This is a genomic window from Paracidovorax oryzae ATCC 19882 (assembly GCF_000687165.1).
In the GTDB taxonomy this organism is placed as follows: domain Bacteria; phylum Pseudomonadota; class Gammaproteobacteria; order Burkholderiales; family Burkholderiaceae_C; genus Paracidovorax; species Paracidovorax oryzae.
In genome coordinates this window covers 1-25324 of the sequence record NZ_JMKU01000020.1, presented here as the reverse complement: position 1 = coordinate 25324, position 25324 = coordinate 1, and the positions used below count along the sequence as shown (strand labels likewise).

At 65.1% G+C, this 25324-nt stretch carries 23 protein-coding genes and 2 pseudogenes; 13 read left to right on the top strand and 12 right to left on the bottom strand.

The genetic code is table 11. From position 1 onward, the window contains the following. Positions 1–101 precede the first annotated feature (101 nt). The 4 genes from T336_RS26200 to T336_RS0115960 all read left to right on the top strand — a co-directional run bounded on the left by T336_RS26200 (position 102) and on the right by T336_RS0115960 (position 2353). The gene (locus tag T336_RS26200) at positions 102–995 is read left to right on the top strand and encodes a DUF6402 family protein (protein WP_084151444.1); all 894 of its coding nucleotides are present in this window, start codon (positions 102–104) and stop codon (positions 993–995) included. Positions 996–1186: 191 nt separating this feature from the next. Next, positions 1187–1396: a hypothetical protein gene (locus tag T336_RS27610; protein ID WP_404821593.1), complete on the top strand. Its 210-nt coding sequence runs from the start codon at positions 1187–1189 to the stop codon at positions 1394–1396. A 102-nt stretch (positions 1397–1498) separates the two neighbouring features. After that, positions 1499–1891 (top strand): hypothetical protein, encoded by a 393-nt coding sequence (locus tag T336_RS26195; protein WP_084151443.1) that lies wholly within the window; start codon positions 1499–1501, stop codon positions 1889–1891. A gap of 63 nt (positions 1892–1954) precedes the next feature. Next, on the top strand, positions 1955–2353 hold the full coding sequence (locus T336_RS0115960) for a hypothetical protein (protein WP_026433306.1): 399 nt from the start codon (positions 1955–1957) through the stop codon (positions 2351–2353). Positions 2354–2432: 79 nt separating this feature from the next. Here T336_RS0115960 and T336_RS0115955 read toward each other — a convergent pair whose 3' ends face one another. From T336_RS0115955 to T336_RS0115930, 6 genes are all read right to left on the bottom strand, one after another. Next, a complete protein-coding gene (locus tag T336_RS0115955) occupies positions 2433–3944 on the bottom strand; it encodes a tripartite tricarboxylate transporter permease (RefSeq protein ID WP_019700082.1) in 1512 nt (503 codons plus the stop codon). Positions 3945–3962: 18 nt separating this feature from the next. Further along, positions 3963–4451, bottom strand: coding sequence for a tripartite tricarboxylate transporter TctB family protein (locus T336_RS0115950; RefSeq protein WP_013593507.1), 489 nt, complete (start codon positions 4449–4451; stop codon positions 3963–3965). A 170-nt stretch (positions 4452–4621) separates the two neighbouring features. Further along, a complete protein-coding gene (gene tfpB, locus T336_RS0115945; RefSeq protein WP_026433305.1) occupies positions 4622–6460 on the bottom strand; it encodes a type IV pilus assembly ATPase TfpB in 1839 nt (612 codons plus the stop codon). 6 nt (positions 6461–6466) lie between these two features. Beyond that, on the bottom strand, positions 6467–7231 hold the full coding sequence (locus T336_RS0115940; protein ID WP_026433304.1) for a class I SAM-dependent methyltransferase: 765 nt from the start codon (positions 7229–7231) through the stop codon (positions 6467–6469). After that, positions 7232–7831 carry a DNA-deoxyinosine glycosylase gene (locus tag T336_RS0115935; protein WP_026433303.1) on the bottom strand — a complete coding sequence of 200 codons (600 nt, stop codon included), beginning with the start codon at positions 7829–7831 and terminating at the stop codon, positions 7232–7234. 15 nt (positions 7832–7846) lie between these two features. Continuing rightward, on the bottom strand, positions 7847–8713 hold the full coding sequence (locus T336_RS0115930; RefSeq protein WP_026433302.1) for a TatD family hydrolase: 867 nt from the start codon (positions 8711–8713) through the stop codon (positions 7847–7849). Between the two features lie 197 nt (positions 8714–8910). Here T336_RS0115930 and T336_RS0115925 point away from each other — a divergent pair, with 197 nt between their 5' ends. From T336_RS0115925 to T336_RS0115910, 4 genes are read left to right on the top strand one after another with little or no spacing between them, the layout of a single operon-like run. Then, the gene (locus tag T336_RS0115925) at positions 8911–9876 is read left to right on the top strand and encodes a S1C family serine protease (protein ID WP_026433301.1); all 966 of its coding nucleotides are present in this window, start codon (positions 8911–8913) and stop codon (positions 9874–9876) included. 19 nt (positions 9877–9895) lie between these two features. Next, on the top strand, positions 9896–10933 hold the full coding sequence (locus T336_RS0115920; RefSeq protein ID WP_019700076.1) for an AAA family ATPase: 1038 nt from the start codon (positions 9896–9898) through the stop codon (positions 10931–10933). Beyond that, on the top strand, positions 10911–11903 hold the full coding sequence (locus T336_RS0115915) for a DUF58 domain-containing protein (protein ID WP_026433300.1): 993 nt from the start codon (positions 10911–10913) through the stop codon (positions 11901–11903). Before T336_RS0115920 ends, T336_RS0115915 begins: the two co-directional genes overlap by 23 nt. Positions 11904–11948: 45 nt before the next feature. After that, a complete protein-coding gene (locus T336_RS0115910; protein ID WP_026433299.1) occupies positions 11949–13016 on the top strand; it encodes a VWA domain-containing protein in 1068 nt (355 codons plus the stop codon). Between the two features lie 18 nt (positions 13017–13034). Here T336_RS0115910 and T336_RS0115905 read toward each other — a convergent pair whose 3' ends face one another. Next, a complete protein-coding gene (locus T336_RS0115905) occupies positions 13035–13841 on the bottom strand; it encodes a Nif3-like dinuclear metal center hexameric protein (RefSeq protein WP_084151441.1) in 807 nt (268 codons plus the stop codon). 235 nt (positions 13842–14076) lie between these two features. Here T336_RS0115905 and T336_RS0115900 point away from each other — a divergent pair, with 235 nt between their 5' ends. Continuing rightward, positions 14077–15321 carry a cysteine dioxygenase gene (locus T336_RS0115900; RefSeq protein ID WP_026433297.1) on the top strand — a complete coding sequence of 415 codons (1245 nt, stop codon included), beginning with the start codon at positions 14077–14079 and terminating at the stop codon, positions 15319–15321. Between the two features lie 52 nt (positions 15322–15373). On the opposite strand, the gene T336_RS0115895 is transcribed toward T336_RS0115900, so the two are convergent. Next, positions 15374–16702: an MFS transporter gene (locus tag T336_RS0115895; protein ID WP_026433296.1), complete on the bottom strand. Its 1329-nt coding sequence runs from the start codon at positions 16700–16702 to the stop codon at positions 15374–15376. A 354-nt stretch (positions 16703–17056) separates the two neighbouring features. On the opposite strand from T336_RS0115895, the gene T336_RS0115890 reads away from it, so the two are divergent. Beyond that, the gene (locus tag T336_RS0115890) at positions 17057–18202 is read left to right on the top strand and encodes a trypsin-like peptidase domain-containing protein (protein WP_026433295.1); all 1146 of its coding nucleotides are present in this window, start codon (positions 17057–17059) and stop codon (positions 18200–18202) included. Between the two features lie 441 nt (positions 18203–18643). After that, the gene (locus T336_RS26735) at positions 18644–19975 is read left to right on the top strand and encodes a hypothetical protein (RefSeq protein ID WP_156957877.1); all 1332 of its coding nucleotides are present in this window, start codon (positions 18644–18646) and stop codon (positions 19973–19975) included. Here the strand turns inward: T336_RS26735 and T336_RS26730 are convergent. The 4 genes and pseudogenes from T336_RS26730 to T336_RS25275 form a co-directional block, all read right to left on the bottom strand. Then, on the bottom strand, positions 19972–20202 hold the full coding sequence (locus tag T336_RS26730; RefSeq protein ID WP_156957876.1) for a hypothetical protein: 231 nt from the start codon (positions 20200–20202) through the stop codon (positions 19972–19974). The two genes, T336_RS26735 and T336_RS26730, sit on opposite strands and share 4 nt — an antisense overlap. Next, the gene (locus T336_RS27605) at positions 20091–20699 is read right to left on the bottom strand and encodes a DUF5677 domain-containing protein (protein WP_404821592.1); all 609 of its coding nucleotides are present in this window, start codon (positions 20697–20699) and stop codon (positions 20091–20093) included. Before T336_RS27605 ends, T336_RS26730 begins: the two co-directional genes overlap by 112 nt. A 247-nt stretch (positions 20700–20946) precedes the next feature. Then, positions 20947–22962 carry a translation initiation factor IF-2 associated domain-containing protein gene (locus tag T336_RS26190; RefSeq protein WP_084151446.1) on the bottom strand — a complete coding sequence of 672 codons (2016 nt, stop codon included), beginning with the start codon at positions 22960–22962 and terminating at the stop codon, positions 20947–20949. Between the two features lie 92 nt (positions 22963–23054). Then, positions 23055–23842: pseudogene (locus T336_RS25275) on the bottom strand (IS5 family transposase). Between the two features lie 138 nt (positions 23843–23980). Here T336_RS25275 and T336_RS0115870 point away from each other — a divergent pair. Both T336_RS0115870 and T336_RS27220 read left to right on the top strand, forming a co-directional pair. Further along, complete coding sequence (locus T336_RS0115870) at positions 23981–25024, top strand: IS110 family RNA-guided transposase (RefSeq protein ID WP_026433292.1); 1044 nt, start codon at positions 23981–23983, stop codon at positions 25022–25024. Between the two features lie 190 nt (positions 25025–25214). Beyond that, positions 25215–25324 (top strand): annotated as a pseudogene (locus tag T336_RS27220) (IS5/IS1182 family transposase); the annotation flags it as partial.

The following is a 25324-nucleotide window of genomic DNA, read 5'->3' as shown; positions in this document are numbered from 1 at the left end:
ATCTCTACCGTGCCAGGAAGGGTTTTGCGCCGGTTCTCTTCGCATAATCCGCGCCGATCATCGTGCCGCGCAGTGCAGTGCGAGATGAAGAGGGAGGAAAGATGGTCGATCTGATGAAAGCGCCGCAAGAGGCGCTGCAAGCCGTTCTCGGGCGGAGCAACAAGCCCAAATATGCGACGCCGCTGTTCCAGTTGCGCGACATACCGTCCGTGATGCGTTCGCGGCTGGGGTGGCCGGTGGCTGCGGCGTTGATGGAGCGGTGGTTCAATGGGGCGGCTTACCAGATGACGCCTGAGGTCAAAGGCAGCGTGGAAGGGCAACGCCTAAGCCAACTGCCGGCATCGCAGCTTGATGAGACCACCATTTCGATGGGGTGGGCTCTGGGATTCGCAAGGGTACAGGCGGCCATGGATAGGCTGCGCACGAATTGGGCAAGTCCAGCAGGGATTGCACAATTGAGAGACCAGGTGGAACGGCAAAACAAAGGCCGGCAACAGCAATGCTGGCGATTTGGCGATCTAAATCTTCCCGCCAAAATCCTTGACAAAACCTGTCAGGTTAATTACTTGGTCTTTGGCCGTATGAGTGACCCCATGGACGATTTCTATGGGGCCATGGGTGAGGCGCAGTTAAAGGTGGCTGTCACAGGAATCGTTACTCCACTGGACAGCGGCAAAGCCATGGTCGAGATCGACGAATTAGGATTCTACTTACGGGATTCTTATGATTTCAACGATGGAAAATCTTTTATCTCCCAGCCCCTTGGTTGTTGGGGATTCAATGGAATGGAATGCGGCATCCTCACCCACCTGACTGTGCCGATTGAGGATGCAGTAGCGGACGAGTCACCCGAATCGGTGCAAAGCCATAAATATCTCGTACAAAACCAGGACTTCCGTCGTTGGAGAGAGAAAAACAATAGGGGTGGTGATTTCATGATTGTTTCTGATGTGCATCGGATAAAATTACCTTTTCCTCAAAAATTTTTATGGTAAATAAAATTCAAAAAAAATGGCTCATTCTCCGGAATTCATTCCTTATATTATTCATAGCCACAATTGCTGTTGGCCTATGGCAGGGCACCCGCCCCCACCTGTTCCATACCTCTGTCAGCCCCTATAAGACCTATCGGATCGAGTACTACGAAGCCTCTTTCCTACAAGGACTATTGCATCGCGATTTCAAGATGCCCGCATTCGTGAGGCTATACCGCATCCAGCCGAATGCCTTGATCGGCGAAAGCAAGGTGGTCGATCTCTGGATGAATGGAGAGCTGTACTGGTACACGGAAGACCCCATGAACAAGGTCCGCGTGGGCCGCGACGTCGTTTTCGAGAATGTTCCGCCGGAATGCGCCGGCTGCCCACCGCTGCCCGACTCAGCAGTGATGCCCTGAACTATCCAGGGGAGGTCTTGCCCGTCACATTCACTCTCCAAGGCAACGCACGCCATGGATATGAAACGGGCCTCACCCTCTGGAACCAGCACTTCCGCTCCCATGACCACCACCCGTCGATTCAAGGTAACTGCCCTGCTCCTCGGCATTGCAGTGCTTGGGACCATCATCTGCAGTCTCACCACTCCTGAATACCAAAGAAGCCACTACAGCCCCGGAAGCGTCTACCGGCTCGATTACTACGAAGCCTCATGGCTCCAAAAGCTGGTTCATCGGGATATGCGCTACCCCCACGTCATCCGACTCTACCGTGTCGATCCAAAGACACTGCTTGGAGAGAGCGGCGTAGTAGATCTATGGATCAATGGGCAGATTTATTGGTATCTGTATCCTCCTATGAACAAGGTCCGGGTGGGCCGCGATGTAGTCTTCGAGAACATCCCGCCGGAATGCACGGATTGCCCGCCTTTACCGGATTCTGCCGTCATGCCCTGAGCACGGTGGGAAGGCAGTATGGGCAATTGCCGTTGCCGGTCTACAAAATTCCCCTCGTAGCCCATGCAAACTACACAAATGAAATGTGCATCATGGGCATTGAAAACGCTCCTGGCGCTCGCTCTAATAGGAGTGGCTTGCTATGCAGTAACGCCGAAGCACAAAGGACAGTCGATCAGCCCGCGCCGCGTTTATCGGCTTGATTTCTACGATGCATCGCCATTGCAGCGGCTCATGCATCACGAAATGAAGTTCCCGTCCTTCGTGCGCATCTACCGCATTCAACCAGAAACCCTGCTTGGAGAAAGCGAAGTAGTGGATCTCTGGATCAACGGGCAGATCTATTGGTATCTGAATCCCCCCATGAACAAGGTCCGCATAGGCCGCGACGTCGTCTTCGAGAACATCCCTCCCGAATGCACCGGCTGCCCGCCCCTGCCCGACTCCGCCGTCATGCCCTGACGACCCTCCCGCCCAAGAAAAAACGGCACCCGAAGGTGCCGTCTTTCCCAATCGTGGAAGAGGATGTGCCCTGCGCGGGTCAGTCCTCGACGAAGGCTTCCTCGCGCTTCTTGCTCACGGCGGGCAGCAGCACGATGATGAGCAGCAGCACGGCGGCGGCGAGCAGGCCGGCGGAGATGGGGCGCGTGACGAACACGCTCCAGTCGCCGCGGGACAGCAGCAGCGCGCGGCGCAGGTTCTCTTCCATCATCGGGCCCAGGATGAAGCCCAGCAGCAGGGGCGCCGGCTCGGTGCCCAGCTTGTGGAAGATATAGCCGATGAAGCCGAAGATGCCGACCAGCCACACGTCGAACGTGTTGTTGTTCGTGCCGTACACGCCCACCGCGCAGAACAGCACGATGGAGGGGAACAGCCAGCGGTAGGGCACGGTGAGCAGCTTGATCCACATGCCGATCAGCGGCAGGTTCAGGATGATCAGCATCGCGTTGCCGATCCACATCGAGGCGATCAGGCCCCAGAACAGCTCGGGGTTGCTGGTCATCACCTGCGGGCCGGGCTGGATGTTGTGGATGGTCATGGCACCCACCATCAGCGCCATCACGGCGTTGGGCGGGATGCCCAGCGTCAGCAGCGGGATGAAGGAGGTCTGCGCGCCGGCGTTGTTGGCCGACTCGGGAGCCGCCACGCCGCGGATGTTGCCCTTGCCGAAGGGCACTTCGCCCGGCTTCAGCTTGGTCTTCTTCTCGATGGTGTAGGCCGCGAAGGCCGCCAGCAGCGCGCCGCCGCCGGGCAGGATGCCCAGGGCCGCGCCGAGCGACGTGCCGCGCAGCACGGCGGGGATCATGCGCTTGAAGTCTTCCTTGGTGGGGAACAGGCCCTGCACCTTGGCCGTGAACACCTCGCGGTCGTCCTCGGGCTTGGAGAGGTTGGCGATGATTTCACCGTAGCCGAACACGCCCATGGCGATCACGACGAAGTTGATGCCGTCGGTCAGTTCAGGAATGTCGAAGCTGTAGCGGGCCACGCCCGAGTTCACGTCGGTACCCACCAGGCCGAGCAGCAGGCCCAGCACGATCATGGCCACGGCCTTGAGCAGCGAGCCCGAGGCCAGCACCACGGCGCCGATCAGGCCCAGCACCATCAGCGAGAAGTATTCGGCCGGGCCGAACTTGAAGGCGACTTCGGTCAGCGGCGGCGCGAAGGCGGCCAGGATCAGCGTGCCCACGCAGCCCGCGAAGAACGAGCCCAGGCCGGCGGCGGCGAGCGCCGGGCCCGCGCGGCCCTTGCGTGCCATCTGGTAGCCGTCGATCACGGTCACCACCGAGGATGACTCGCCCGGCAGGTTCACGAGAATCGCGGTGGTCGAGCCCCCGTACTGCGCGCCGTAGTAGATGCCGGCCAGCATGATGAGCGCGGCCACGGGCGGCAGCGCGTAGGTGGCGGGCAGCAGCATGGCGATGGTGGCCACGGGCCCGATGCCGGGCAGCACGCCGATCAGCGTCCCCAAAATACAGCCGATCAGGCAGTAGATGAGGTTCTGGAAGGTGAAGGCGACGCCGAAGCCGGTCGCCAGGTTGTCAAACAATTCCATGGTCTTCGATGCTCCCGCTCAACCCGAAATGAAACTGGGCCACACGGGGAACTGCAGTTTCAGCGCCCACACGAAAGCCACGTAGCTGCCCACCGCGAGGATGGTGGCGAGGATGAACACTTCCTTGGCGTTGAAGGTGTCGCCGGCCAGGCTCGCGATGAACACGAGCGCGTAGATGGCGACGATCAGGCCCATGGCCGGCACGCCGAAGCTCGGCAGGCCGGCGAGCAGCACGCCGAAAGCGAAGTTGGAAGCGAGGATGAAGAACAGCGGCTTCCAGGCCCACTTGCCGATCTTGTCGCCATCGGCGCTCTCCACCACGGTGGCATAGAAGGTGATGGCCGCCCCCAGGATGGCGAGCAGGATGCCCAGGATCAGGGGGAAATAGCCCGGACCCATGCGCGCGCCGCTGCCGACGCTGTAACTGGTGGCACCGACCGCGAAAGCGACCCCCACACCCATGAACATGAGGCCTGAGAAGAAATCTTTCTGGCTCTTTATTTTCACGAAACGACTCCTTACACGAAGTTGACGGGCGATTGTGCAATCACCCCCCCGGCCGCACCGATGTGGATACCACCTATCCGGTACCTAGGGAAAACCGCAACGCGCCCAGCGAGAACGCCGTCCCGGAGACCGGGACGGATTTCGGGATTTTCGCAGTACGGAACGGGGTCTCAGGCGGTCGCAGGCGGCGCGGCGCGGTCACGTGACTCGAGCGGGGGCGTGGCGGCGATGACTTCTTCCAGCGTGGTCACGCCCTCGGCCACGCGCAGCGCGCCGGCCAGCCGCAGCGGGCGCATGCCGTCCTGCAGCGCCTGCCGCCGCAGCGCGTCGATGGAGGGCGACTGGGTGATGCGCTCCTTCAGCGCCTCGCTCACGGTGAGCAGTTCGTAGAGCCCCATGCGGCCGTGGAAGCCCGTCATGCGGCAGTCCACGCAGCCCACCGGCCGGTAGGGGTGGTAGCCGCCGGTGATCTTCCAGGGCCGCACCACCTCGGCCAGGCGCTCGATGCCGGCCGCCTCGTCGCGCTGGCGGCACTGTTTGCAGAGCGTGCGCACCAGCCGCTGCGCGAGCACGCCCAGCAGCGTGGCATTGATGAGGTAGGGCGGCACGCCCAGCTCCATCAGCCGGCTGATGGCCGACGGGGCATCGTTGGTGTGCAGGGTGGAGAACACCAGGTGGCCCGTGAGCGCGGCCTGCACGGCCATGTCCGCCGTCTCCAGGTCGCGGATCTCGCCCACCATCAGGATGTCCGGGTCCTGCCGCATGAGCGCGCGCAGGCCTTCCGCGAAGCTGAAATCGAGCTGCGGCTGCACCTGCGTCTGGTTGAAGCTCGGCTCGATCATCTCGATCGGGTCCTCCACCGTGCTCACGTTCACCTCCTCGGTGGCCAGGCGCTTGAGCGTGGAGTAGAGCGTCGTGGTCTTGCCCGAGCCCGTGGGCCCGGTCACCAGGATGATGCCGTGCGGCCGCTGCACCAGCGCCTCCCAGCGCTGCGCGTCGTGCGGCGAAAAGCCGAGCGCGTCCAGGTCCTTGACGGTGTTGTCCGGGTCGAAGATCCGCATCACCATCTTCTCGCCGAAGGCCGTGGGCAGGGTCGAGAGGCGCATTTCCACCTCGTCGCCGCGCGGGTTGCGGGTCTTGATGCGGCCGTCCTGCGGGCGGCGCTTCTCCACCACGTCCATGCGGCCCAGCAGCTTCACGCGCGACACCATGGCGTTCAGCACGCCCATGGGCATCTGGTAGACCGGATGCAGCACCCCGTCGATGCGGAAGCGGATCACGCCCTGCTCGCGCCGCGGCTCCAGGTGGATGTCGCTCGCGCGCTGGTCGAAGGCGTACTGCCAGAGCCAGTCCACCACCTTGACCACGCCCTGGTCGTTCGCGTCCAGCTGCTTGTTGCTGCGGCCCAGCTCCACCAGCTGCTCGAAGCTGCTTCCCGCGCTCGCGCCGCCGGCCTTCTGCGCCGCCTTCACCGACTTGGCCAGCGCGAAGAACTCCGCCGTGTAGCGGTGGATGTCCTGCGGGTTGGCGACCACGCGGCGCACGGCGCGGCGCGACTGGCGCTCCACCTCGGCCACCCAGTCGTCCACGAACGGCTCGGCCGTGGCCACCACGATCTCGCGCGGCGTGACCTGCACCGGCAGCACCCGGTGCCGCTCCGCGTAGCTCGCGCTCATCATGTCGGCCACGCGGCCCACGTCCACCTTGAGCGGATCGATGCGCAGGTAGGCCAGGCCGCTGCGGCCGGCCAGGTATTCGGTCAGGCTCTCCAGGTCCAGCGGCCTGCCGTCGCTCGCGCGCGCCATCGCCACGCTGGCCAGCCGCACCAGCGGATGCTGCCGGCTCTCGGCCTGCGAGCAGCGCGCGATGGTGCGCGCGGCCTCCTCCTGCGAGATCACGCCGTCGGCGCGCAGCCACTCGACGATGCGGCGCCAGTCGAGGGGGCCCGCGAAGCCGGCCGGCGCCGCGGGCCCGGCGGCGTCATGGGGCGGAGGCAGGCTGCGGCTCATCGCGCGTCACTCCACGGGCTTGAACACGCGCGGCCACTTGGCCGCGGGCAGGTCCCACCGCGCCTGCACCGCATCGGCGCGGGCCAGCAGGTCGGCGCGGCGCGGCCGCGACGGCGTGCGCTGGGCCAGCACCACCGTGTTGCCCTCGCGCGTGGGCTTGAAGGCCCACAGCGCATCGGCGCCGAAGGCCTCGGCCATGCGCCCGAGGCTGCGCTCGTAGCTGGAGGAGCGGCCGAAGAGGTTCACGGTCATCGCGCCGTCTTCGGTGAGCAGCGCGCGGCAGTCGGCATAGAACTCGGCGCTGTCGAGCACCGGCGCCGCGGCCTCGTGGTCGTACAGGTCCACGGCCAGCGCATCGACCGTGCCGTGCCACTCGGGCTTGCGGATCTCCTGCGCCGCATCGGCCAGCACCACGCGCAGCTTCGGCCCGTCGGGCGGCAGCTTGAACCACGCGCGGCACACGGCCAGCACCTGCGGGTTGAGCTCGATCGCCGTGCAGCACATGCGCAGCTTCTTGTGGCAGAACTTGGTGATCGCACCCGCGCCCAGGCCCAGCTGCATCGCATGGCGCTTGCCCACGCTGGCGGGCTCCACGAACAGCAGCCACGCCATCATGCGCTGCACGTACTCCAGTTCGATATCGAAGGGATCGTCGATGCGCATGGAACCCTGGATCCAGGGCGTGCCCAGGTGCAGGTGGCGCACGTCGCCGTCATCGGAAACGCTGACTTCGGGCAGCTCGGCGGCTGCGGCTTTCTTGCGGGTGGTCATTCAATCCATCAATCCAAAGGGGGCCAGCGCCTCGGCCCAGGCGGCACGCTTGCGCTCGAAGCTCCAGGACGCGTTCGCGGGGCTGGTGGAGGGCAGGCGCAGCGAGGGCACCGGCCCTTCCTGCAGCCCGGCCGGCAGGCCCAAGGCGGCGCGCACCGCGCGTGCGTGCTTGAAGCTTTCCCCGCCATTGTGGGCGATGGCCGAAAGGGCCGGGCAGCGCGGCCGCAGCGCCGCGAAATCGTTCACCGCCGCGTTGCGGATGCTGGTGTCCAGGCTGCCCTCGCGCTCGCAGGCCGCATACACGTCCCACAGCCCCAGCCCGCGGTCCAGCAGCCAGGCGCAGCGCTCGGCGTAGCGGTCGCGGCCGGGCAGCGGGTGCCGCGGCCACAGCGCCTGCAGGATGGGCCAGAAATGGTTCTGCGGATGCCCGTAGTACTGCCCCGCGCGCAGCGACGCCACGCCAGGGAAGCTGCCCAGCACCAGCACCACCGTGCGCTCCGAGACGACCGGCGCCAGCCCCACCAGGCGTGCGGGCGCGGCGGGCTGCGGGTCGGCGGGGGGGCTATCGGGCGAAAGGGACGACTGGGGCGAACGGGGCATGCGTGCCTATGGTAGCTATTCGGTGGCCGTGCGGCGGGCCTGCGCAGGCGCCGGCAGCAGCTCCGCCAGCCGCGGCAGCGCCGCCAGGGAATTCGCGTGCGCGGCCCGGGCCAGCGCCTCCACCGGCATGCCGCGCAGGTCCGCCACCATCTGCGCGATGCGCGGCAGCTCGCCCGGCGTGTTGCGCGCCGGGGCGGCGCCTGCCGCCCGCTCCGCGGCCGTCACGTAGAGCCAGTGGGGCGGGATGTCCGGCGCATCGGTCTCCAGCACGATGGATTCCAGCGGCAGCTCGGCCGCCAGCCGGCGCAGCTGCAGCGCGCGGTCGAAGGTCACCGCCCCGCCGAAGCCGAGCCTGAACCCCAGGTCGATGAAGGCGTGCGCCTGCTGCAGGCTGCCGTTGAACGCATGGGCGATGCCGCCCTCGGCACCCAAGTCGCGCAGGCCCTTGAGCACCTTGTCCACCGACCGCCGGGTGTGCAGGATCACGGGCAGCCGGCTGCGCCGCGCGAGCCGCAACTGCTCGCGGAAGAAATGCTCCTGCCGCGCCGGGTCCAGGTCCTTCACGAAGAAATCCAGCCCGATCTCGCCCACGGCCACGAGGCGCGGATCCGCCGCATGCTGCTCCAGTGCCCGCGCCAGCACGCCGAGATCGCCATCCTCCGCCCGGCCCGTGAAAAGCGGGTGGATGCCCAGCGCATAGCTGTCGCCGTGGCGGTGCGCCAGCGTGCGTACGGCCTCCAGGTTGCCCCGCTCCACCGCGGGCAGCACGCAATGCGCGACACCGGCCCGCGCCGCGTCCGCGCGCACCCTGTCCAGGTACTCCCGGCCCGCATGGGCTTCGAACTCGTCGAGGTGGCAGTGGGTATCGATCCAGGTCTCCATCCCCCCGAGCATGCCAGCACCATGGGCGGTGCGCACGTCGGCCGGCTCCGGCGTCCCGCGCAAGCCGCCAGGCCGCCTGGCCCCCGCCCTGAAACACGCGGACACATGCGCGGCGGCCGGTTCCGTGCTACCGTCGCCGGGAACCGCCTGCCCGGCGCACGACGCCGCGCGCGGGCCCCCTGACCCGAGGTGACCGCATGCCCAGGCCCGCCCGCTACAGCAGCTCCCGCCGCGCGCCGGCCGCGGCCTCCCCGCCATATCCTTTCCCGGACGGGTCCGCGGCCCCGCCGCCGGCCGGTCCTGCGGCCGCGGCTTCCGGCGGCGCCGGGCCTGCAGGCGCTGCCGCCCCATCCCGTGCCCGTCCCTCGCGGCGCTGGCTCGGCGGCGCGCTGGCGGCCGTGCTGGCGACCGTGTTGTTGGCCGGCTTCGGCTGGCTGGCCTGGCGCATGCCGCCGCCGTCGCCGCGCATCACCCAGCAGGACATCGACGCGGCCGTGCTGCACACCCTCTCCACCCAGCCCCTGCCGTCGGCCGCCGCGCGCGCCGCCGAGGCCGTGGCCCCGTCGGTGGTGCGCGTCACCGGCTTCGCCCACATCAGGAAAGGCAAGGGCAAGGGCCAGGAGGAAGAGCGCGGCGTGGGCACCGGCATCGTGATCGTGGACAAGGGCGTGATCCTCACCAACCTGCACGTGGTGCGGGGCGCGTCGCGCATCCAGGTCACCTTCGCCGATGGCTCCGAAAGCGACGCTTCCCTCACCGGCGCCCAGCCCGCCAACGACCTCGCCGTGCTGCAGGCGCACCGCGTGCCGGACGACCTGCAGGCCGCGCCGCTGCGCTCCACGCAGGGCCTCAAGCCCGGCGACGGCGTGGTCGCCATCGGCTTTCCCTTCGGCATCGGCCCCTCGGTCTCGGCCGGCGTGATCTCGGGCCTGCAGCGCGAATTCGATTCGCCCCAGGGCAAGCAGGAGATGCGCAACCTCATCCAGTTCGACGCCGCCGCCAACCCCGGCAATTCCGGCGGCCCGCTCGTCACGCTCGACGGCGAGGTCGTGGGCATCGTCACCGCCATCCTCAACCCCACGCCCGCGCGCACCTTCATCGGCATCGGCTTCGCCGTGCCCATCGAGAACGCCGCCGAGGCCGCGGGCTCGCCGCCGTTCTGACCTTTCGCCAGGAGCCTCCATGGACATCACCCCGCCCCCGACGGCCGCCGCAACCGCCACGCTGATGGAGCAGATCCTCTACGAGGTCAAGCGCGTGGTGGTCGGCCAGGACCGCTTCCTGGAGCGCGTGATGGTCGCCATGCTCGCGCAGGGCCACCTGCTGGTCGAAGGCGTGCCGGGCCTGGCCAAGACCCTCACCGTGAAGACGCTCGCGGGCACCGTGCGCGGCACGTTCAAGCGCATCCAGTTCACGCCCGACCTCGTGCCCGCGGACCTCGTCGGCACGCGCATGTACCACCAGCGCACGGGCGAGTTCGCCACCACCCTCGGGCCGGTGTTTACCCACCTGCTGCTGGCCGACGAGATCAACCGCGCGCCCGCCAAGGTGCAGAGCGCGCTGCTGGAAGTGATGCAGGAGCGGCAGGTCACCATCGCGGGCGAGACGCACGTGCTGCCGCAGCCCTTCCTCGTCATGGCCACGCAGAACCCGATCGAGACCGAGGGCACCTACCAGCTCCCGGAGGCCCAGGTGGACCGCTTCATGATGAAGGTGCTCATCGGCTACCCCACCGAGGAGGAAGAGTTCGTCATCGCCCAGCGCGCCCTCGCCGAGCCCGTGCAGGTGGCCGCCGTGGCCACCACGGAGCAGCTCGCCGCGCTGCAGGCCGAATGCCGGCGCGTGTATGTCGATCCGTCCCTGCTGCAGTACGCCGTGCGCCTCGTGGCCGCCACGCGCGCGCCCGCGCAGTACGGCCTGCCCGAACTCGAACCGCGCATCGCCTGCGGCGCCAGCCCGCGCGCCACCATCCACCTGGCCGAGGGCGCCCGCGCCCTGGCCATGCTGCGCGGCCGCGGCTACGTGCTGCCCGAGGACATGGCCGACCTCGCGCCCGACGTGCTGCGCCACCGCATCACGCTCTCGTACGAGGCGCTGTCGGACGGGCTCGATGCCGATGCCCTCATCGCCCAGCTCATGGCGCGGCTGCCCGCGCCGGCCCGCCCGCTGGCGCACGATGCCCAGAACGAGGTGCTCCATGCCGCCGCGCAACGGGCCTGACGCCGCGGCAGCGCGCACGGCGCCGCAGCCCGCCGCCGGCCTGGCCACGGGCGCCGCGGACCGCCTGCTGCGCCGGCTCGAATGGACGGTACTGCGCCGCCTCGACGGCCTGTTGCAGGGCGATTACCGCACCCTGCTGCGCGGCACCGGGGTGGACCTGGCGGACCTGCGCGAATACCAGGCGCACGACGACGTGCGGCACATCGACTGGAACGTCACCGCGCGGCTCGGCACGCCCCATGTGCGCGTTTTCTCCGAAGACCGCGAGATGGCCGCCTGGTTTTTGCTCGACCTCAGCCCCTCGGTGGATTTCGGGCCGCCGGGGCAGACCAAGCGCGACCGGCTCGCCGGCTTCGTCGCCGTGCTCGCGCGGCTGCTCACGCGCCACGGCAACCGCGTGGGCGCGATGCTCTTCGGCCACGGTTCCCCAGCCTCTGCCACCGCCACCGTGCTGCCGCCGCGCACCGGCCGCACCCACGTGCTGCGCCTCATCGACGCGCTGGCGCCCGCGGGCCCGCCCGGGTCTGCGCTGCCCGGCACCACCGAGCTGCACCGGCTGCTGGAATCGGCCGCGCCCGTGCTGCGGCGGCGCTCGGCGGTGTTCGTCGTGTCCGACTTCCTCTCGGCTCCCGGCTGGGAGAAGCCCCTCGCGCACCTCGCGCAGCGCCACGACGTGGTCGCCGTGCGGCTGCTCGACCCGCTGGAGATGGCGCTGCCCGACGTGGGCGTGCTGCACCTGCGCGATCCCGAAACCGGCGAGCAACTCACGGTGGACACGCGCGACCGCGCCTTCCGCCAGCGCTTCGCCCGCCTCGCCGCCGAGCGCGAAGCCACACTGCGCTCGGCCCTGGCGCGCGCGGGCGCGGACACGCTCGAACTCGCCACCGACGACGACCTGCTCGACGCGCTGGTGCGCTTCATGGAACTGCGCGGCCAGCCCGTGCGGGCCCGCCGGCGGGTGCGCGCCTGAGCGCCGCACGCGCCGGCCGAACGAACGACAAGGAAGGAGCCACCCATGGTCTTTCTCTGGCCCGACCTTCTCTGGCTGCTGCTCGCACTGCCCGTGCTGGTGGTGCTCTACCTCTGGCTGCTGCGCCGCCGCAGGTCCGCCGTGCTGCACTATCCGGCCCTGGCCCTGGCGCGCGAAGCCCAGGGTGCGCGCACCCGCTGGCGGCGCCATGTGCCGCCGCTGCTCTTTCTGCTCGGGCTCGCGGCGCTGCTGGTCGCGGCCGCGCGCCCGCTGGCGGTGCTCACCCTGCCCTCGCAGCAGCAGACCATCATGCTGGCCATGGACGTCTCGGGCAGCATGCGCGCCGCCGACGTGCACCCCGACCGCCTCACCGCCGCCCAGGACGCCGCCAAGGCCTTCATCGCCGAGCTGCCGCGCCACGTGCGCGTGGGCATCGTGGCCTTCGCGGGCAGCGCCCAGCTCGCCCAGCTGCCCACGCAGAACCACGAAGACCTCTTCAAGGCCATCGACAGCTTCCAATTGCAGCGCGGCACGGCCACGGGCAACGGCATCCTGCTGTCGCTCGCCACCCTGTTCCCCGACACCGGCATCGATGTCTCTGCCCTCGGCGGCCGGCAGGCCATGCTGCGCCCGCAATCCATGGACGAGATCGGCCGCCCGCCGCACCGCGGCAGCGCCGGCAAGGGCGCGGACCGGCCCGCACCCGTCGCACCCGGCTCCTACACCTCGGCCGCCATCATCATGCTCACCGACGGCCAGCGCACCACCGGCGTCGATCCGATGGAAGCCGCGCAATGGGCCGCCGACCGCGGCGTGCGCGTCTATACCGTGGGCGTGGGCACCGTGGCCGGCGAGACCATCGGCTTCGAGGGCTGGTCGATGCGCGTGCGCCTGGACGAAGACACGCTCAAGGCCGTGGCGCAGCGCACCAACGCCGAATACTTCCACGCAGCCACCGCCGCCGACCTGAAGAAGGTGTACGAAACCCTCAGCTCCCGCCTCACCGTGGAGAAGAAGGAAACCGAAATCTCCGCCCTGCTCGCGCTCGCGGGCGCGGCCCTGCTGGTGCTGGCGGGCCTGCTGTCGCTGTGGTGGTTCGGGCGGGTGCTGTAGCACGCCGTCCTCCCGGTCTCAGGCGGGGTTGTCGATCTCGATGAACCGGTGTTCGATGCCCAGCGCCGCCGCCACGTGCGCGGCCGCCGCGGGCGCGCCGTAGCGCTCGGTCGCATGGTGGCCCGCCGCGAGGAAGGCCACGCCCGTCTCCCGCGCCAGGTGCGCCTGCGGCTCGGAGATCTCGCCCGTGATGAAGGCGTCGGCCCCCGCCGCGATCGCGCCCTCGAAGAATCCCTGCGCGCCGCCCGTGCACCAGGCCACGCGGCGGATCGGCCGCCCCGGCCCGGCGTCCCCGGGCGCGACCAGCGTCACCGGCCGGCCCAGCGCCGCCTCCACCCGCGCCGCGAGCGTGGCCGCATCCGCGATGTCGGCCGGCGCGCAGAAGCCCAGGTCCTGCTCGCCGAAGCGCACATCGGCCGGCGCGAAACCCAGCACGCGGCCCAGCTGGGCGTTGTTGCCCAGCTCCGGATGCGCGTCCAGCGGCAGGTGGTAGGCGAAAAGGTTGATGTCGTGGGCCAGCAGCCGCTGCAGGCGCTGCTTCATCCAGCCCGTCACCCGCCCGTCCTGGCCGCGCCAGAACAGGCCGTGGTGCACGAACACCGCATCCGCCCCGTCCGCGATGGCCGCGTCGATCAGCGCGCGGCTCGCCGTCACGCCGCTCACGATGCGGCGGATGCGCTCGCAGCCCTCCACCTGCAGGCCGTTCGGGCCGTAGTCCTTGAAGCGGGCCGGCTGCAGCAGATCGTCGAAGGCCACGAGCAGCGACTGCCGGGAAACCCCGGGTGCCAGGTCATCCGTGGGAGAAGGTACAACTGAGTCCGTCATGCACGGCATTGTGGCAGGGCGCGCACCAGGGAGGGGTGCCGCCCATGACCCGCCGGCACGACCAGAACGAACAACCGGAACGACCGGCATGGGCCCGCGCGGCCCCGCGGCACGCACCGCCGCCGGCATACGAGAAGGAGGGATCCCATGTGACGACCGCCACCGCACCACGCCGCGGGCGCTGAACGCCGCCCGTCCGGGCCCGCCCTATTTCTCCGATCACGAAAGCCACCCCATGCCCCACGCATCCCGCCACCTGTCCGTGAACCGCGTCCGGCTCTACCAGGCCGCCCAGACCGCGTCCCACACAACCTTTCCCGTCAAGGGCCAGGGCACCGTCTCCGTGCTGCCGGCCGACGTGCCCGAGGCGCTGGACATCGTCCTGCACCAGGACATGCCCTTCACCCCCGCCGGCAACGCCTGCGGCCTCACCATCGGCCGCTCCGGCATCGTCCTGTGGGCCGTGCGCCACGGCAAGAGGCACCCCATCGCGCACGCCGAAGCCCCCGGGCTGCGCCTGGACCCGCCGGGCACCCACCAGCCCTACTGGCTGAGCCTGGACAGCAACAACCGCCGCATCCGCTACGGCAAGGGCGAAATGCTGCGCACCCTGATGCTCTACGAGTTCACCTGGCCGGACAAGAACGACCCGGACGGCATGGACGCCCTGTGCCGGCAGCTGCGCCACGTCAGCGTGCGCGGCGCCACCGGCGTGCAGCTCGCCACGCTCCAGATCCCCGTGAACCTCGATCCGCCGCCCCACCTCATCGCCCCGGCGGAGGTGACCATGGAAAGCATCGCCGCCAACCGCGCCAGCGTCGCGGGCGACCTGCCCCTGGCCTGCCAGCGCCTCTACGACAACGTCGCCGGGCCGGGCATGAACCTCTCGCCGCCGGACTTCCCCGAATTCGCCCAGGCCATCCAGTACTCCATCGCCACGCCCGGCGCGCTCTGCCACACCAAGCTCCAGGAAAAGGACCCGAGCTTCGGCTACCTGCGCGTCACGCTGGACTCCAATCAGGGCGACTCCCCCGGCCAGCCCTACGTCCTGGAAATCTGGCCCGCGGGCAACGGCTCGCCCATCCACGACCATGGCCAGGCCTGCGCCGTCATCAAGGTGCTGCACGGGCAGATCCAGATCTCGTGGTTCAGCGCGCTCAGCCCCCACATCGAGCAGCCCTGGGGCAGCACCATCGCGCACGCGGGCGAGGTGACCTTCCTCACGCCCGACTACTACCAGATCCACCAGCTCAAGAACCCGTCGCCCCGCGAAGGCGGCCAGTTCTGCGCGACCATCCAGTGCTACCGCTACGCGGACGACAACATCGTCCACTACGAGTACTTCGACTACATCGACGAGAAGAAGCAGACCATCGAGCACTTCCTGCCCGACTCGGACTGGGAATACCTGGAGTTCAAGCAGCTGGTCCAGGAGGAATGGAAGGCGGCCATGTCCGGACAGCGGCCCGCCACCGCCTGAACGCGGCGCGGGCATCCGCCGCAGGATGCCCGCCGCGTCAAGAAAGGCCCGTTCAGGCCCGCACAGGCGCCGGCTGCCAGCCGCGCGAGGCCAGCGGCACGAAGCCCAGCACGAAGCCCAGCAGCCCCATGGCCGCCACGTAGTGCGCGGGCGCCATCGGGTCGCGCTGCATCCACACCGTCAGCAGCACCGGCGTGATGCCGCCGAACACCGCATAGGCCATGTTGTAGGAGAAAGAAAGCCCCGAGAACCGCACTTCCGGCGGGAAGGCGCGCACGCCCACGATCGGCAGCAGCGCGATCGACCCCACGAAAAAGCCCACCAGCGCATAGTTGCGCACCAGCGTCTCCGGCGTGCCCGGCAGGCCCAGGTAGAACAGGTACGAGGTCAGGAACAGGCCGCCCCAGCCCACCAGCATCACCGCCCGGGTGCCGAAGCGGTCGGTGGCCCAGCCCATCACCACGCAGCCGATGGTCAGCGTGAGCGTGGCCACGGCGTTGGCCTCCAGCGCCAGCGTGGCGGGCAGGTGGAACACCTTCTGCAGGTACGACGGCGTGATCAGCACCACCACCACCACCGCGGTGGACAGCACCCAGGTCATCAGCGCCACCAGCAGCATCGCGCCCTTGTGGTCGCGGAAAATGGTCTTGAGCGGCAGCTCGCGGGCCACGGCGCGGCGCGCGGCCAGCTCCTGGAACACCGGCGTCTCGTGCAGGAAGCGGCGCAGGTACACCGACACCAGGCCGAACACGCCGCCCAGGATGAACGGAATGCGCCAGGCGAAGCCCTGCACCTCGGCGGGCGTGTACGTGCGGTTGATGGCGATCGCCACCAGCGAGCCCAGCAGGATGCCGCCCGTGATGCCGGCCGTCAGCGTGCCCACGCCCAGGCCGTAGCGGTTCTTCGGCACGTGCTCGGCCACGAACACCCAGGCCCCGGGCATCTCGCCGCCGATGGCCGCGCCCTGCAGCACGCGCATCGCCAGCAGCAGCAGCGGCGCCGCCACGCCGATGCTCGCGTAGGTGGGCAGCAGGCCGATCACCAGCGTGGGCACGGCCATCAGGAAGATCGACAGGCTGAACATGCGCTTGCGGCCCAGCTTGTCGCCGAAGTGGGCGATCACGATGCCGCCGATGGGCCGGGCCAGGTAGCCCGCCGCGAAGATGCCGAAGGTCTGCAGCTGGCGCAGCCAGTCGGGCATGTCGGCCGGGAAGAACAGGCCGCTCACCACCGTGGCGAAGAACACGTAGATCACGAAATCGTAGAACTCGAGCGTGCCGCCCAGCGCGGAAAGGCCCAGGGTCTTGTAGTCGCCGCGCGTGAGCGGTCGATGGGGCTGCGCGGCGTCGGCGCTCGCGGCAGCGGAAGAGAAGGAAGTCATGGCGTGGTCCGGAAATGCACGGGTGCGGCCCGGGCACGGCCACGCATGCGGCGGCGCCAGGGCTTTCTCTTGCGGCCGCCGGACCGGAGCGGAGCGTGGCGGGTGGCGCGGGCTGCAAGGCCGGCCGCGGGGGTGGAGTGCGGGCGGCCGGCCGCGGGGCCGGGGCTGTAAGAAAAAAGAAAGGAAAAGGCCGCGGGTAGCGGCCATGCCCCGATTTTAGGGTTTTCCCTTCGGTGCCCGCGCACGCGCCCGAATGCCCCCCTCATCGCGCAGGGCGCAGTCGGCATGCCCTCCCACGGCCCACGGCCGCGCAAAGTGGCGACAATGTGGGCCTTTGCCGCCCCACCTGTCACCATGAAGCGCTTCTGGCTGCTGTTCTCCCAGGCCGTGACCGTGTTCGTCGCCGCCTACTTCGTCGTCGCCACCCTGCAACCGGACTGGATCCGGCGCGGCGCCACGCGCAGCGGCGCCGGCATCTCGCTCATCGAGGCCCCGCCCGCCCCCTCCTCCCAGCCCGTGGCGGGCAGCTTCAGCGCGGCGGTGCGCAAGGCGGCCCCGGCCGTCGTCAGCATCAACACCAGCAAGGCCGTGCGCAACCCGCGCAGCAACGACCCCTGGTTCCAGTTCTTCTTCGGCGACCAGGGCGCACAGCAGACGCAGACCGGCCTGGGCAGCGGCGTGATCGTGAGCCCCGACGGCTACATCCTCACCAACAACCACGTCGTGGAAGGCGCGGACGAGATCGAGGTCACCCTGGCCGACAGCCGCCGTACCCGCGCCACCGTGATCGGCACCGACCCGGACACAGACCTCGCCATCCTGAAGGTGGACCTCGACAAACTGCCCGCCATGGTGCTGGGCAACTCCGACCAGCTCTCCGTGGGCGACCAGGTGCTCGCCATCGGCAACCCCTTCGGCGTCGGCCAGACCGTCACCAGCGGCATCGTCAGCGCCCTGGGCCGCAGCCAGCTCGGCATCAACACCTTCGAGAACTTCATCCAGACCGACGCCGCCATCAACCCCGGCAACTCCGGCGGCGCGCTGGTGGACATCAACGGCAACCTGATGGGCATCAACACCGCCATCTACTCCCGCTCCGGCGGCAGCATGGGCATCGGCTTCGCCATCCCCGTCTCCACCGCCAAGCTCGTGCTCGACGGCATCGTCAAGGACGGCCAGGTCACCCGCGGCTGGATCGGCGTGGAACCCAACGAACTCTCGCCCGAACTCGCCGCCACCTTCGGCGTGCGCGCCACCGAAGGCGTCATCATCACCGGCGTCCTGCAGGACGGCCCCGCCGCCCGCGCCGGCATCCGCCCCGGCGACGTGATCGTGCGCGTGGGCGACAAGCCCACGGAGAACGTCTCGGCCCTGCTCAGCGCCGTCGCGGCCCTGAAGCCGGGCGAGCCGGCGGCGTTCCAGCTGCAGCGGGGGGATGCGCAGCTGGAGTTGAATGTGGTGCCGGGGACCAGGCCGCAGCAGAGGGGGCAGCGGCGGTGAGACCAAGCCTCTGTTGAATTAGGAGAGCGCGCAGCTTTCACGAGCAGAAAGAGTCCGCTGTACTTAAAAGCTCTGCAGCGATTGCTGACAGTGGCTGCTGCGAGCGCACTCTCTCTTACTGGCACCTTCCTTGCCATTGATTCTGGGCGTCGCTGAGCATGCGAATGACCGTTGTACGAGGTACCACTGCCATACGATTTGTTGTGTCTGCTCATCCAGGACCTGAATTACAGTTATTACCCCACTGCATTCGGCAGCGCCCTCGCAGGCGAAGCATCGAACCATGATGCGCGCAACTGCGGACGTAAATGCCTAATCGCCGCTCATGATGAAACTGATGGTGGACTGAGACCTACGACGATATGGTCGCTGAGGCGACCTCATTCCAAGTAAGATCGACCACCGCAGCATCTTCCGAAGATGAACCAAGGAGCTTGGCACATGGCGACTGGCGGCGAAGGGGTAGGCCAGGGAATTCGACTCCTTGAGGTCATCAAAGATTTGCCGCTGTGGCTGCTGACGGCATTTGCTCTTGCGTTGGGCCTGTTCTTGTTGGTGCCGCAACTCAGCGCTGATCTCGAGAAGGCACATCGCCCATGGGTGATACTCGCCGCGATCCTCTTTGCTTTACTGGCCCTTTCAAAGTGGATCAGTGTGCTCGTGCAATGGCTGCGCGCACGCAGAGTTGCAGCGGAGACGCGACGGACATTTCGTCTGACCGCGGTTGCCCATCAATGCATCTGGTCGAGCAGCAAGCAAGCCGACGATTCGTTCGTCACGCAGATATCTGCCGACCTGACGGTAAAGAATCGCAGCCAGTCGCCGCTGGGACTGACCAAGGCACGCGTCGTGGTGCCATTGCTTGGTGAACGCTGGCTGCGCGGCGAAATGCTTCAAGAATTAATACTCGTGCGCGCCGTGCAAGGCAACGTGTACGGCACCGCACGAGGATCAGACCACAGAATTCCCGCTGGTATGACGCTGCCGACCCGGGTTACGATTATGCTGCGCGGCAAGCCGGCGCAGCGACCCGAAGAGAAAATCAAACTCGTTTTGGCAATCACAGACGAAGATGAAAACGAGCAGCGAATTCGAATTGCCTTTAAGGGATTTAGCCCTCCGCCCCCAAAGCCCGCTCTGCCCCTCGAGGCACTGTTCACAATCGTCGACCCAATTGAGAAGGAGGTGGCATCTGTGCTACAGGCCGAGTTGGCGCGCTACGACAAATGTGGCCGCTCTGCCGGCGGTTTGGGTAGTGTGCATTTGGTCTATCGCGGCCGTGCAATGACAGGGGTGGGTAACGATTCCTGGGAAGCAAATTCACCGCACAACCAAAGCATTGCAGGAGATCCAGAGGTCGCGGCACTGCAGTCCGACAATCTCGAGGCACTGCTTGCGTTCAATACACGGCTATCCTCACCAGACGAACATGGACGCCTCGTTGCCGCTCTTGTCGACCGTCTGGGCGAAGGCAAAGGCTACCTGCGGGTGTCCTATTTCATCATCTACGCGCTCTGGCGACTGGGGCATTTGTCCGAAGCCCTCGGCACCGCGAAGAAGGCCTTGCCTCAGGGGGAAATCAAGGCGTTCGGCATGAGCAACGTGCTGATGCTGCTGAATGGCTTACTCCGCTATCGTCATCCTGATTTCACAGCAGAGATGCTTGATCAAGTCGAAGGTTTTGTCTACGGTCTGAGCGAGCACACGTTCCTGATCCAGGAAAAGATAGCGGCGATACGCACTGCAAGGCTGCGGAGCGGCACACCCAACTAAGGCGCAGAATTAGGCACAGTGCCTAGCGGAGAATCTGCCCGCACGCCCAAAGTCTTCCATGCCGCGATACATTGCGCCAGTTCATCACCAAAATGTGCCAGCTTAAAGTGCTGCGTCACAGCGTGCAGGGTGTGACCAAGCACCGATATCGCATCTGAAAGCGTGGCGGGCAGGTCGGACACATCCGGACCGAATTTGAGGCCGATGATGTCAGCCTGATCGTCCATGCGGATATGCCGGTTGAACGCGTCGATAGATGTGTGCGCTGCATCGCCGGACGCCGATCGATACACCCCGTTGTAGAGCGCCGTGAAGCCTGTTTTTGGGCCAGCGTCGCGATTGCGACAGGATCGTTCTTCAAATGCTTCGCCTTGAGATGCTCCGCTTGCGCATCTTTGAGGACGGCCTTGACGGCATCCATCTCTTGGCCGGCCATTTGTGCGACGGCTTGCGGATCATTGAGCCAAGCCTGTCGCAGTTTTTGATGATGCCAAAAGTGACGGTCAATCAGCAAATCGCAGACGGCCTCATCGTTAACGACGGCGGCCAGAATAATCGCGGTTTCGGCCGCGCCACGAACCACGGTGCGTGTGTCCGCGAGCAGGCCGCGCTCGGCGAGGAGAACGGCGGCTTGAAACGATGTAAGTACGCGGCCGTAAAGGGCGGCCGCAACCAACTGCTGAGGGCTGAATTGATCGGCCTTCACATAGGGCAGAACGCGCATGCCCAGGATGTTGAACGCCGTGGCAGCGTCAAACCACGGCACAAAGTCCGAGCGGATATCGGTTACCTAACTCGAGAGGCCGGAGGACAGGAAGCCTTCGTTCTGTGACATGTTTACTTGTGGTTGGCGGCCTTACCACTTCGGAAAGCGAGCCATGAGTATGGGGCGATACTTCTAGTGTTCGCAGTTGACGATGACGTGTTCCCGTTAGTCAATTCTGCAAACAAAGACTCCCACTAAGGTCAGTTCAAATTGCAAGCAATTTTTCGACTATGAGACGAAGTTCGCTTGCGACCTCATACCCTGGAGGTATCAAGAATTTGTCTAGCTTTCTATCATCTTGTTGATGCTTCTTGGCAATATTTTTCAAAGCCTTGTGAAGCGATTTTCCAAGAATATTCTTTGGTGAAATTTGACCTTCGGCCTTCCAGAGATTCTCGGTATGAGGCCCACCCCCATCCTCGTTAAGCATGCGGTTGATCAGCCTCCTCTTCTCTCTAAAAATCCGCTCTCCATCTGAACATAAATGGACCGCCTCTTTCACCCAAAGGGACGCGTCTTCCTCTGAGATTTCATAAAGAACAGACAAATATGAAGGCGCACAAAAGTAGGCCTCCGCGTCGGAATCTTTAGTAACCCATGTCTCCACCCTATCTGCACTGTATTTTTGGCGCCATCTTTCGCTCTCCTCTTCAGTCATAAAGTCTCGATCGCGATGAACTAGAACTTTGACATTGAAAGCTTCTTCACCCAACAAGCCCTTAAGCAATGCATTTTTTGGCAAATTATCGACACCAAAGCATCGGCAAACATTAATTTGCCGATGCAATTGAGGCCACTGCCTCAGAATACTCCGGATGGCTAGATCATTTTCGTCTTCGACAAAAAAAATAATTTTTCTATCTAATCCACCCCATCCTAGTAGCGAGCGGATTTTTCCACTTTCTTCCTCAACAACCTGACCGTTATTAACCCATAGCAACCCCACTGCCGGAGAGGCCGCCCTGGCAATATGCGGACTATGTGTGGTCAATAATATTTGCACCTCGAATTCATTAGCAGCCAACTCAAGCGCCTCGATCAACCTCTCCTGTTTATCGGGATGCAAGTGAGCATCCGGCTCATCAATAAGAATAAGCTTTGGCTGGAATAGCACCAAATAAGCGAATATCTGGATCACCTGCAGCACCCCCGTTGCGGCGGTCTCCAGCGGGCGCTTTACGCCGGACAGCAAATCATCATCAAACGATGCTTGTATATGCACATCTTCCCGCTCATCGAAACTCACTTCGACCTGCACATTGGGATGTACTATCTGAATTAAACGATTCAGATGCTCCATGCGCCCCATTGCCGCTTGATTATCATTCTCTGCAGCTTGGCGGCTCGCAATATTAAAAATTACGTTTCGCAGGACGCCCCCTGCATCACCACCCGCAGCCTGCCTTCGCAGTAAAGGTTTTACCAAAATGGTTTCTTTTTCAGAAAGACCAGCCAGCCCCGGAATGTAAGTTGAAATCAATTCTTCGCGCTGTTTAAAAGGAGTAACAGTGCCACCTCCTTCAATACGAACAGAAATTCCACCGCGATTTCGAGCTGCCCAGATCTTGATCGTTGCTGTAGAAGTCTGATCCGTCTCTGTCTCGACATGATTGAATATTACCGAAGTGGGCGGAGTGGATCGCTCCGTTAAGAGAACTCCTCGGTGCGCAGTCGTCAAAGGCTCGCTGGACGGAGAATAATCAAGTCTCTCAAACGAAACGACTTCCGACTGTTCTTTGGGTGGTATGTAACTCGCAGCACGGGTCGCCCAATGGATAGCCTGCAATACCGATGATTTTCCTGAGCCGTTTGGCCCGACTAGGATTGTCACATCGGAAAGCGGTAGATGTAGGTTTTTAATAGCTTTGAAATTGGAAATTTCTACGGCTCTCAGCTTGCGCCAGCGAATTTTCTTCGATCGAGACTCAATTTGCGGACTGATCTGTTCGAACGAAATATTAGTAACTGTCGCAGGGGCGGGAAGGGGAGCCTCATTAAGAGGCAATTCAGCCCGTTTAATAAAAGTTCTCTTTTTTCGGACTTCCACCTGGATCGTGCGAGCTTTTCCTGTTGCATCCGCCTGCCGTATCTCACTAGTGGACTTCTTGGCCAATGTTATTTTTTTGCGATCACCAGCCGAAGGAGCACCAGAATTCACGAGCAATTCGTATGTCCTTGGCTTTGGCAGAGTATCCGCGATAGGCTTTTTATCTTCATCCATAGCACGAAATACTAACACCGCGTATAAAATTCTGGCTACAGCCGACGCAACTCCGTTGAAGGATTTTTTTCAAACTAGGCACCTAGAGCGTGCTATGAACGTCCCGTCGCATCCATCACCCGCGCGGCGGCGGGCAACATGAGCACAGCGAAGACCAGAAAATGCAGTTAGCTGAGCACTTCTGGCAGCCCCTCATTGTCCCGCGAGAGCCTGCGGAACCTTGCCAGTCAGCCAGAGCTTCTCTCCACCACCCAGCGCCGCGGCAACGGCACGAAGCCTTTCCTCACGTCGGGCAGCTTCACGATCTGTAGATCGATGCCGTTATGCCGCCTCACCCGTGTAATCTGGGTCCGCCCCACGCCAGTTGCATCGAGTGGCCCGTGGCTTGCTGCACTGCTTCGCACAACTTGTGCACCTGCGCGCGCTCCTGCTCGTCGGCTGGCGTGACATGCACTGCCAGCAGGTGGCCCAGCGTGTCCATGTGCACCTTGCTGCCGCGCTTGCGTTTGTAGCCGTCATAGCCTGCGAGTGGGCCGCTCTCGCAACTCGATTGCACCGTGCGCCCATTCATTACCACGGCGCGCTGGCCCTTGTGCCCTTGTGCTGCGCGGATGATGGAGCGCAGGTCCAACACCATCGCCTCAAAGCAGCCTGCGTCCAGCCAGCGACGACTCTGCTGGTAGACCGCTGCCCAGGGCGGTAGATCGTTGGGTAGCATCCGTCAGGGCGCTCCCGCGCGCACTATTCAACGCGAGGCGTTGAAGACTTCGCATAAATCGTGCTCAGGCTAGGGCCCGTGCTGGTCCATCAGAGTCAGATAGGGGACAGCGAAGCTCCACTCTTCATCGCTGACGTCTGTCGGGTGGGGCTTGAGGGGCATCTGCAAACTCTACCCTTGGCGCTGCGCTCAGGGAGCAAAGTTCATAACCAATGGAATGGACGCCCCTCCTATACCGCAGCACAGTGATCGCTCTGCCACAAAGGTGGCTCAGCCCTCATTCATCAGCAGGAGTCCACCATGCAAGCGACGACCATCGGGATTGATCTGGCCAAGAACATCTTTCAGGTCCACGGGGTGGATGCCCGTGGCAAGAAGCTCTTCAACAAGGCTTTGAAGCGCGAGCAGATGGCGGCCTTCTTCGTCAACCTGCCGCCGGCGCTGGTGGGCATGGAGGCCTGCGGCAGTTCGCACCACTGGGCGCGCAAGCTCCAGAGCATGGGCCACACCGTGCGGCTGATGGCACCGCAGTTCGTCAAACCCTACGTGAAAGGCAACAAGCACGATGCCGCGGATGCCGAAGCCATCTGCGAGGCCGTGACCCGACCCACCATGCGCTTCGTGCCGATCAAGAACATCGAGCAGCAGGCGGTGCTCTCCATGCACCGGGTGCGCCAGGGATTCGTGCGCATACGTACCGCGCACGCCAACCAGATTCGAGGGCTGCTCTCGGAGTTCGGGCTGATCGTGCCCCAGGGCGTGGCTCACATCGTCGAGCGGGTACCGGCTTTGATCGAGGATGCCACCAACGAGTTGCCCGGCGGCTTCCGGATCCTGATGGACCGTCTACTCGAGCACTTCAAGGCGCTGCAGGCGCAGATCCAGCAGCTCGAAGCCCAGATCCTCGCTTGGCACCGCAGCAACGCAGCGAGCAAACGGCTCGAGCAGATCCCCGGCATCGGGCCCATCACCGCCAGCGCGCTGATCGCCTCGCTCGGCGATGCCAGGAGCTTCAAGGATGGCCGGCAGGTCGCCGCCTGGCTCGGTCTGGTGCCCAAGCAACATTCCAGCGGTGGCAAGCAGAACCTGCTGGGCATCAGCAAGCGCGGCGATACCTACCTGCGGACGCTGCTGATCCAGGGCGCTCGATCAGTGGTCTACCACGCGGACCAGCCCAATCGACAAACGGCAAGTGCGACATGCCAGTGGGTCTGCGGAGTTGCTCAGAGGCGCAACAAAAACATCGCTGCTGTGGCACTGGCAAACAAGAATGCGCGGATCTGCTGGGCCCTGCTGGCGGGTGACAAGGACTACCAAGAACGCAGCACAACAATCAGCGCCTGAAGAACTGTACGTAGCGATCGACAACACAACAGTCCATCCGACCGAGAGAAGAAACCACCGATTGCACAGGCAATCACGCAGTGATGGCAAGACAGGTTAGACCGGGGCCAGGACAGTCCGATTAGAGCGTAGCACCTCGAGTGCGCTTAGAGCGGCTAACACTACCGTCTGAGACCAGTTCAGAGCCGTTATGCTTGGCGTCCTCATGGCAAGAAGACCGGTCAGCAAAGAACTGTGGCGACAGCTGCAACCCCTCATCCCGGCCTTCGTGCCATCGGCCAAGGGCGGAGCGCGCAAGCG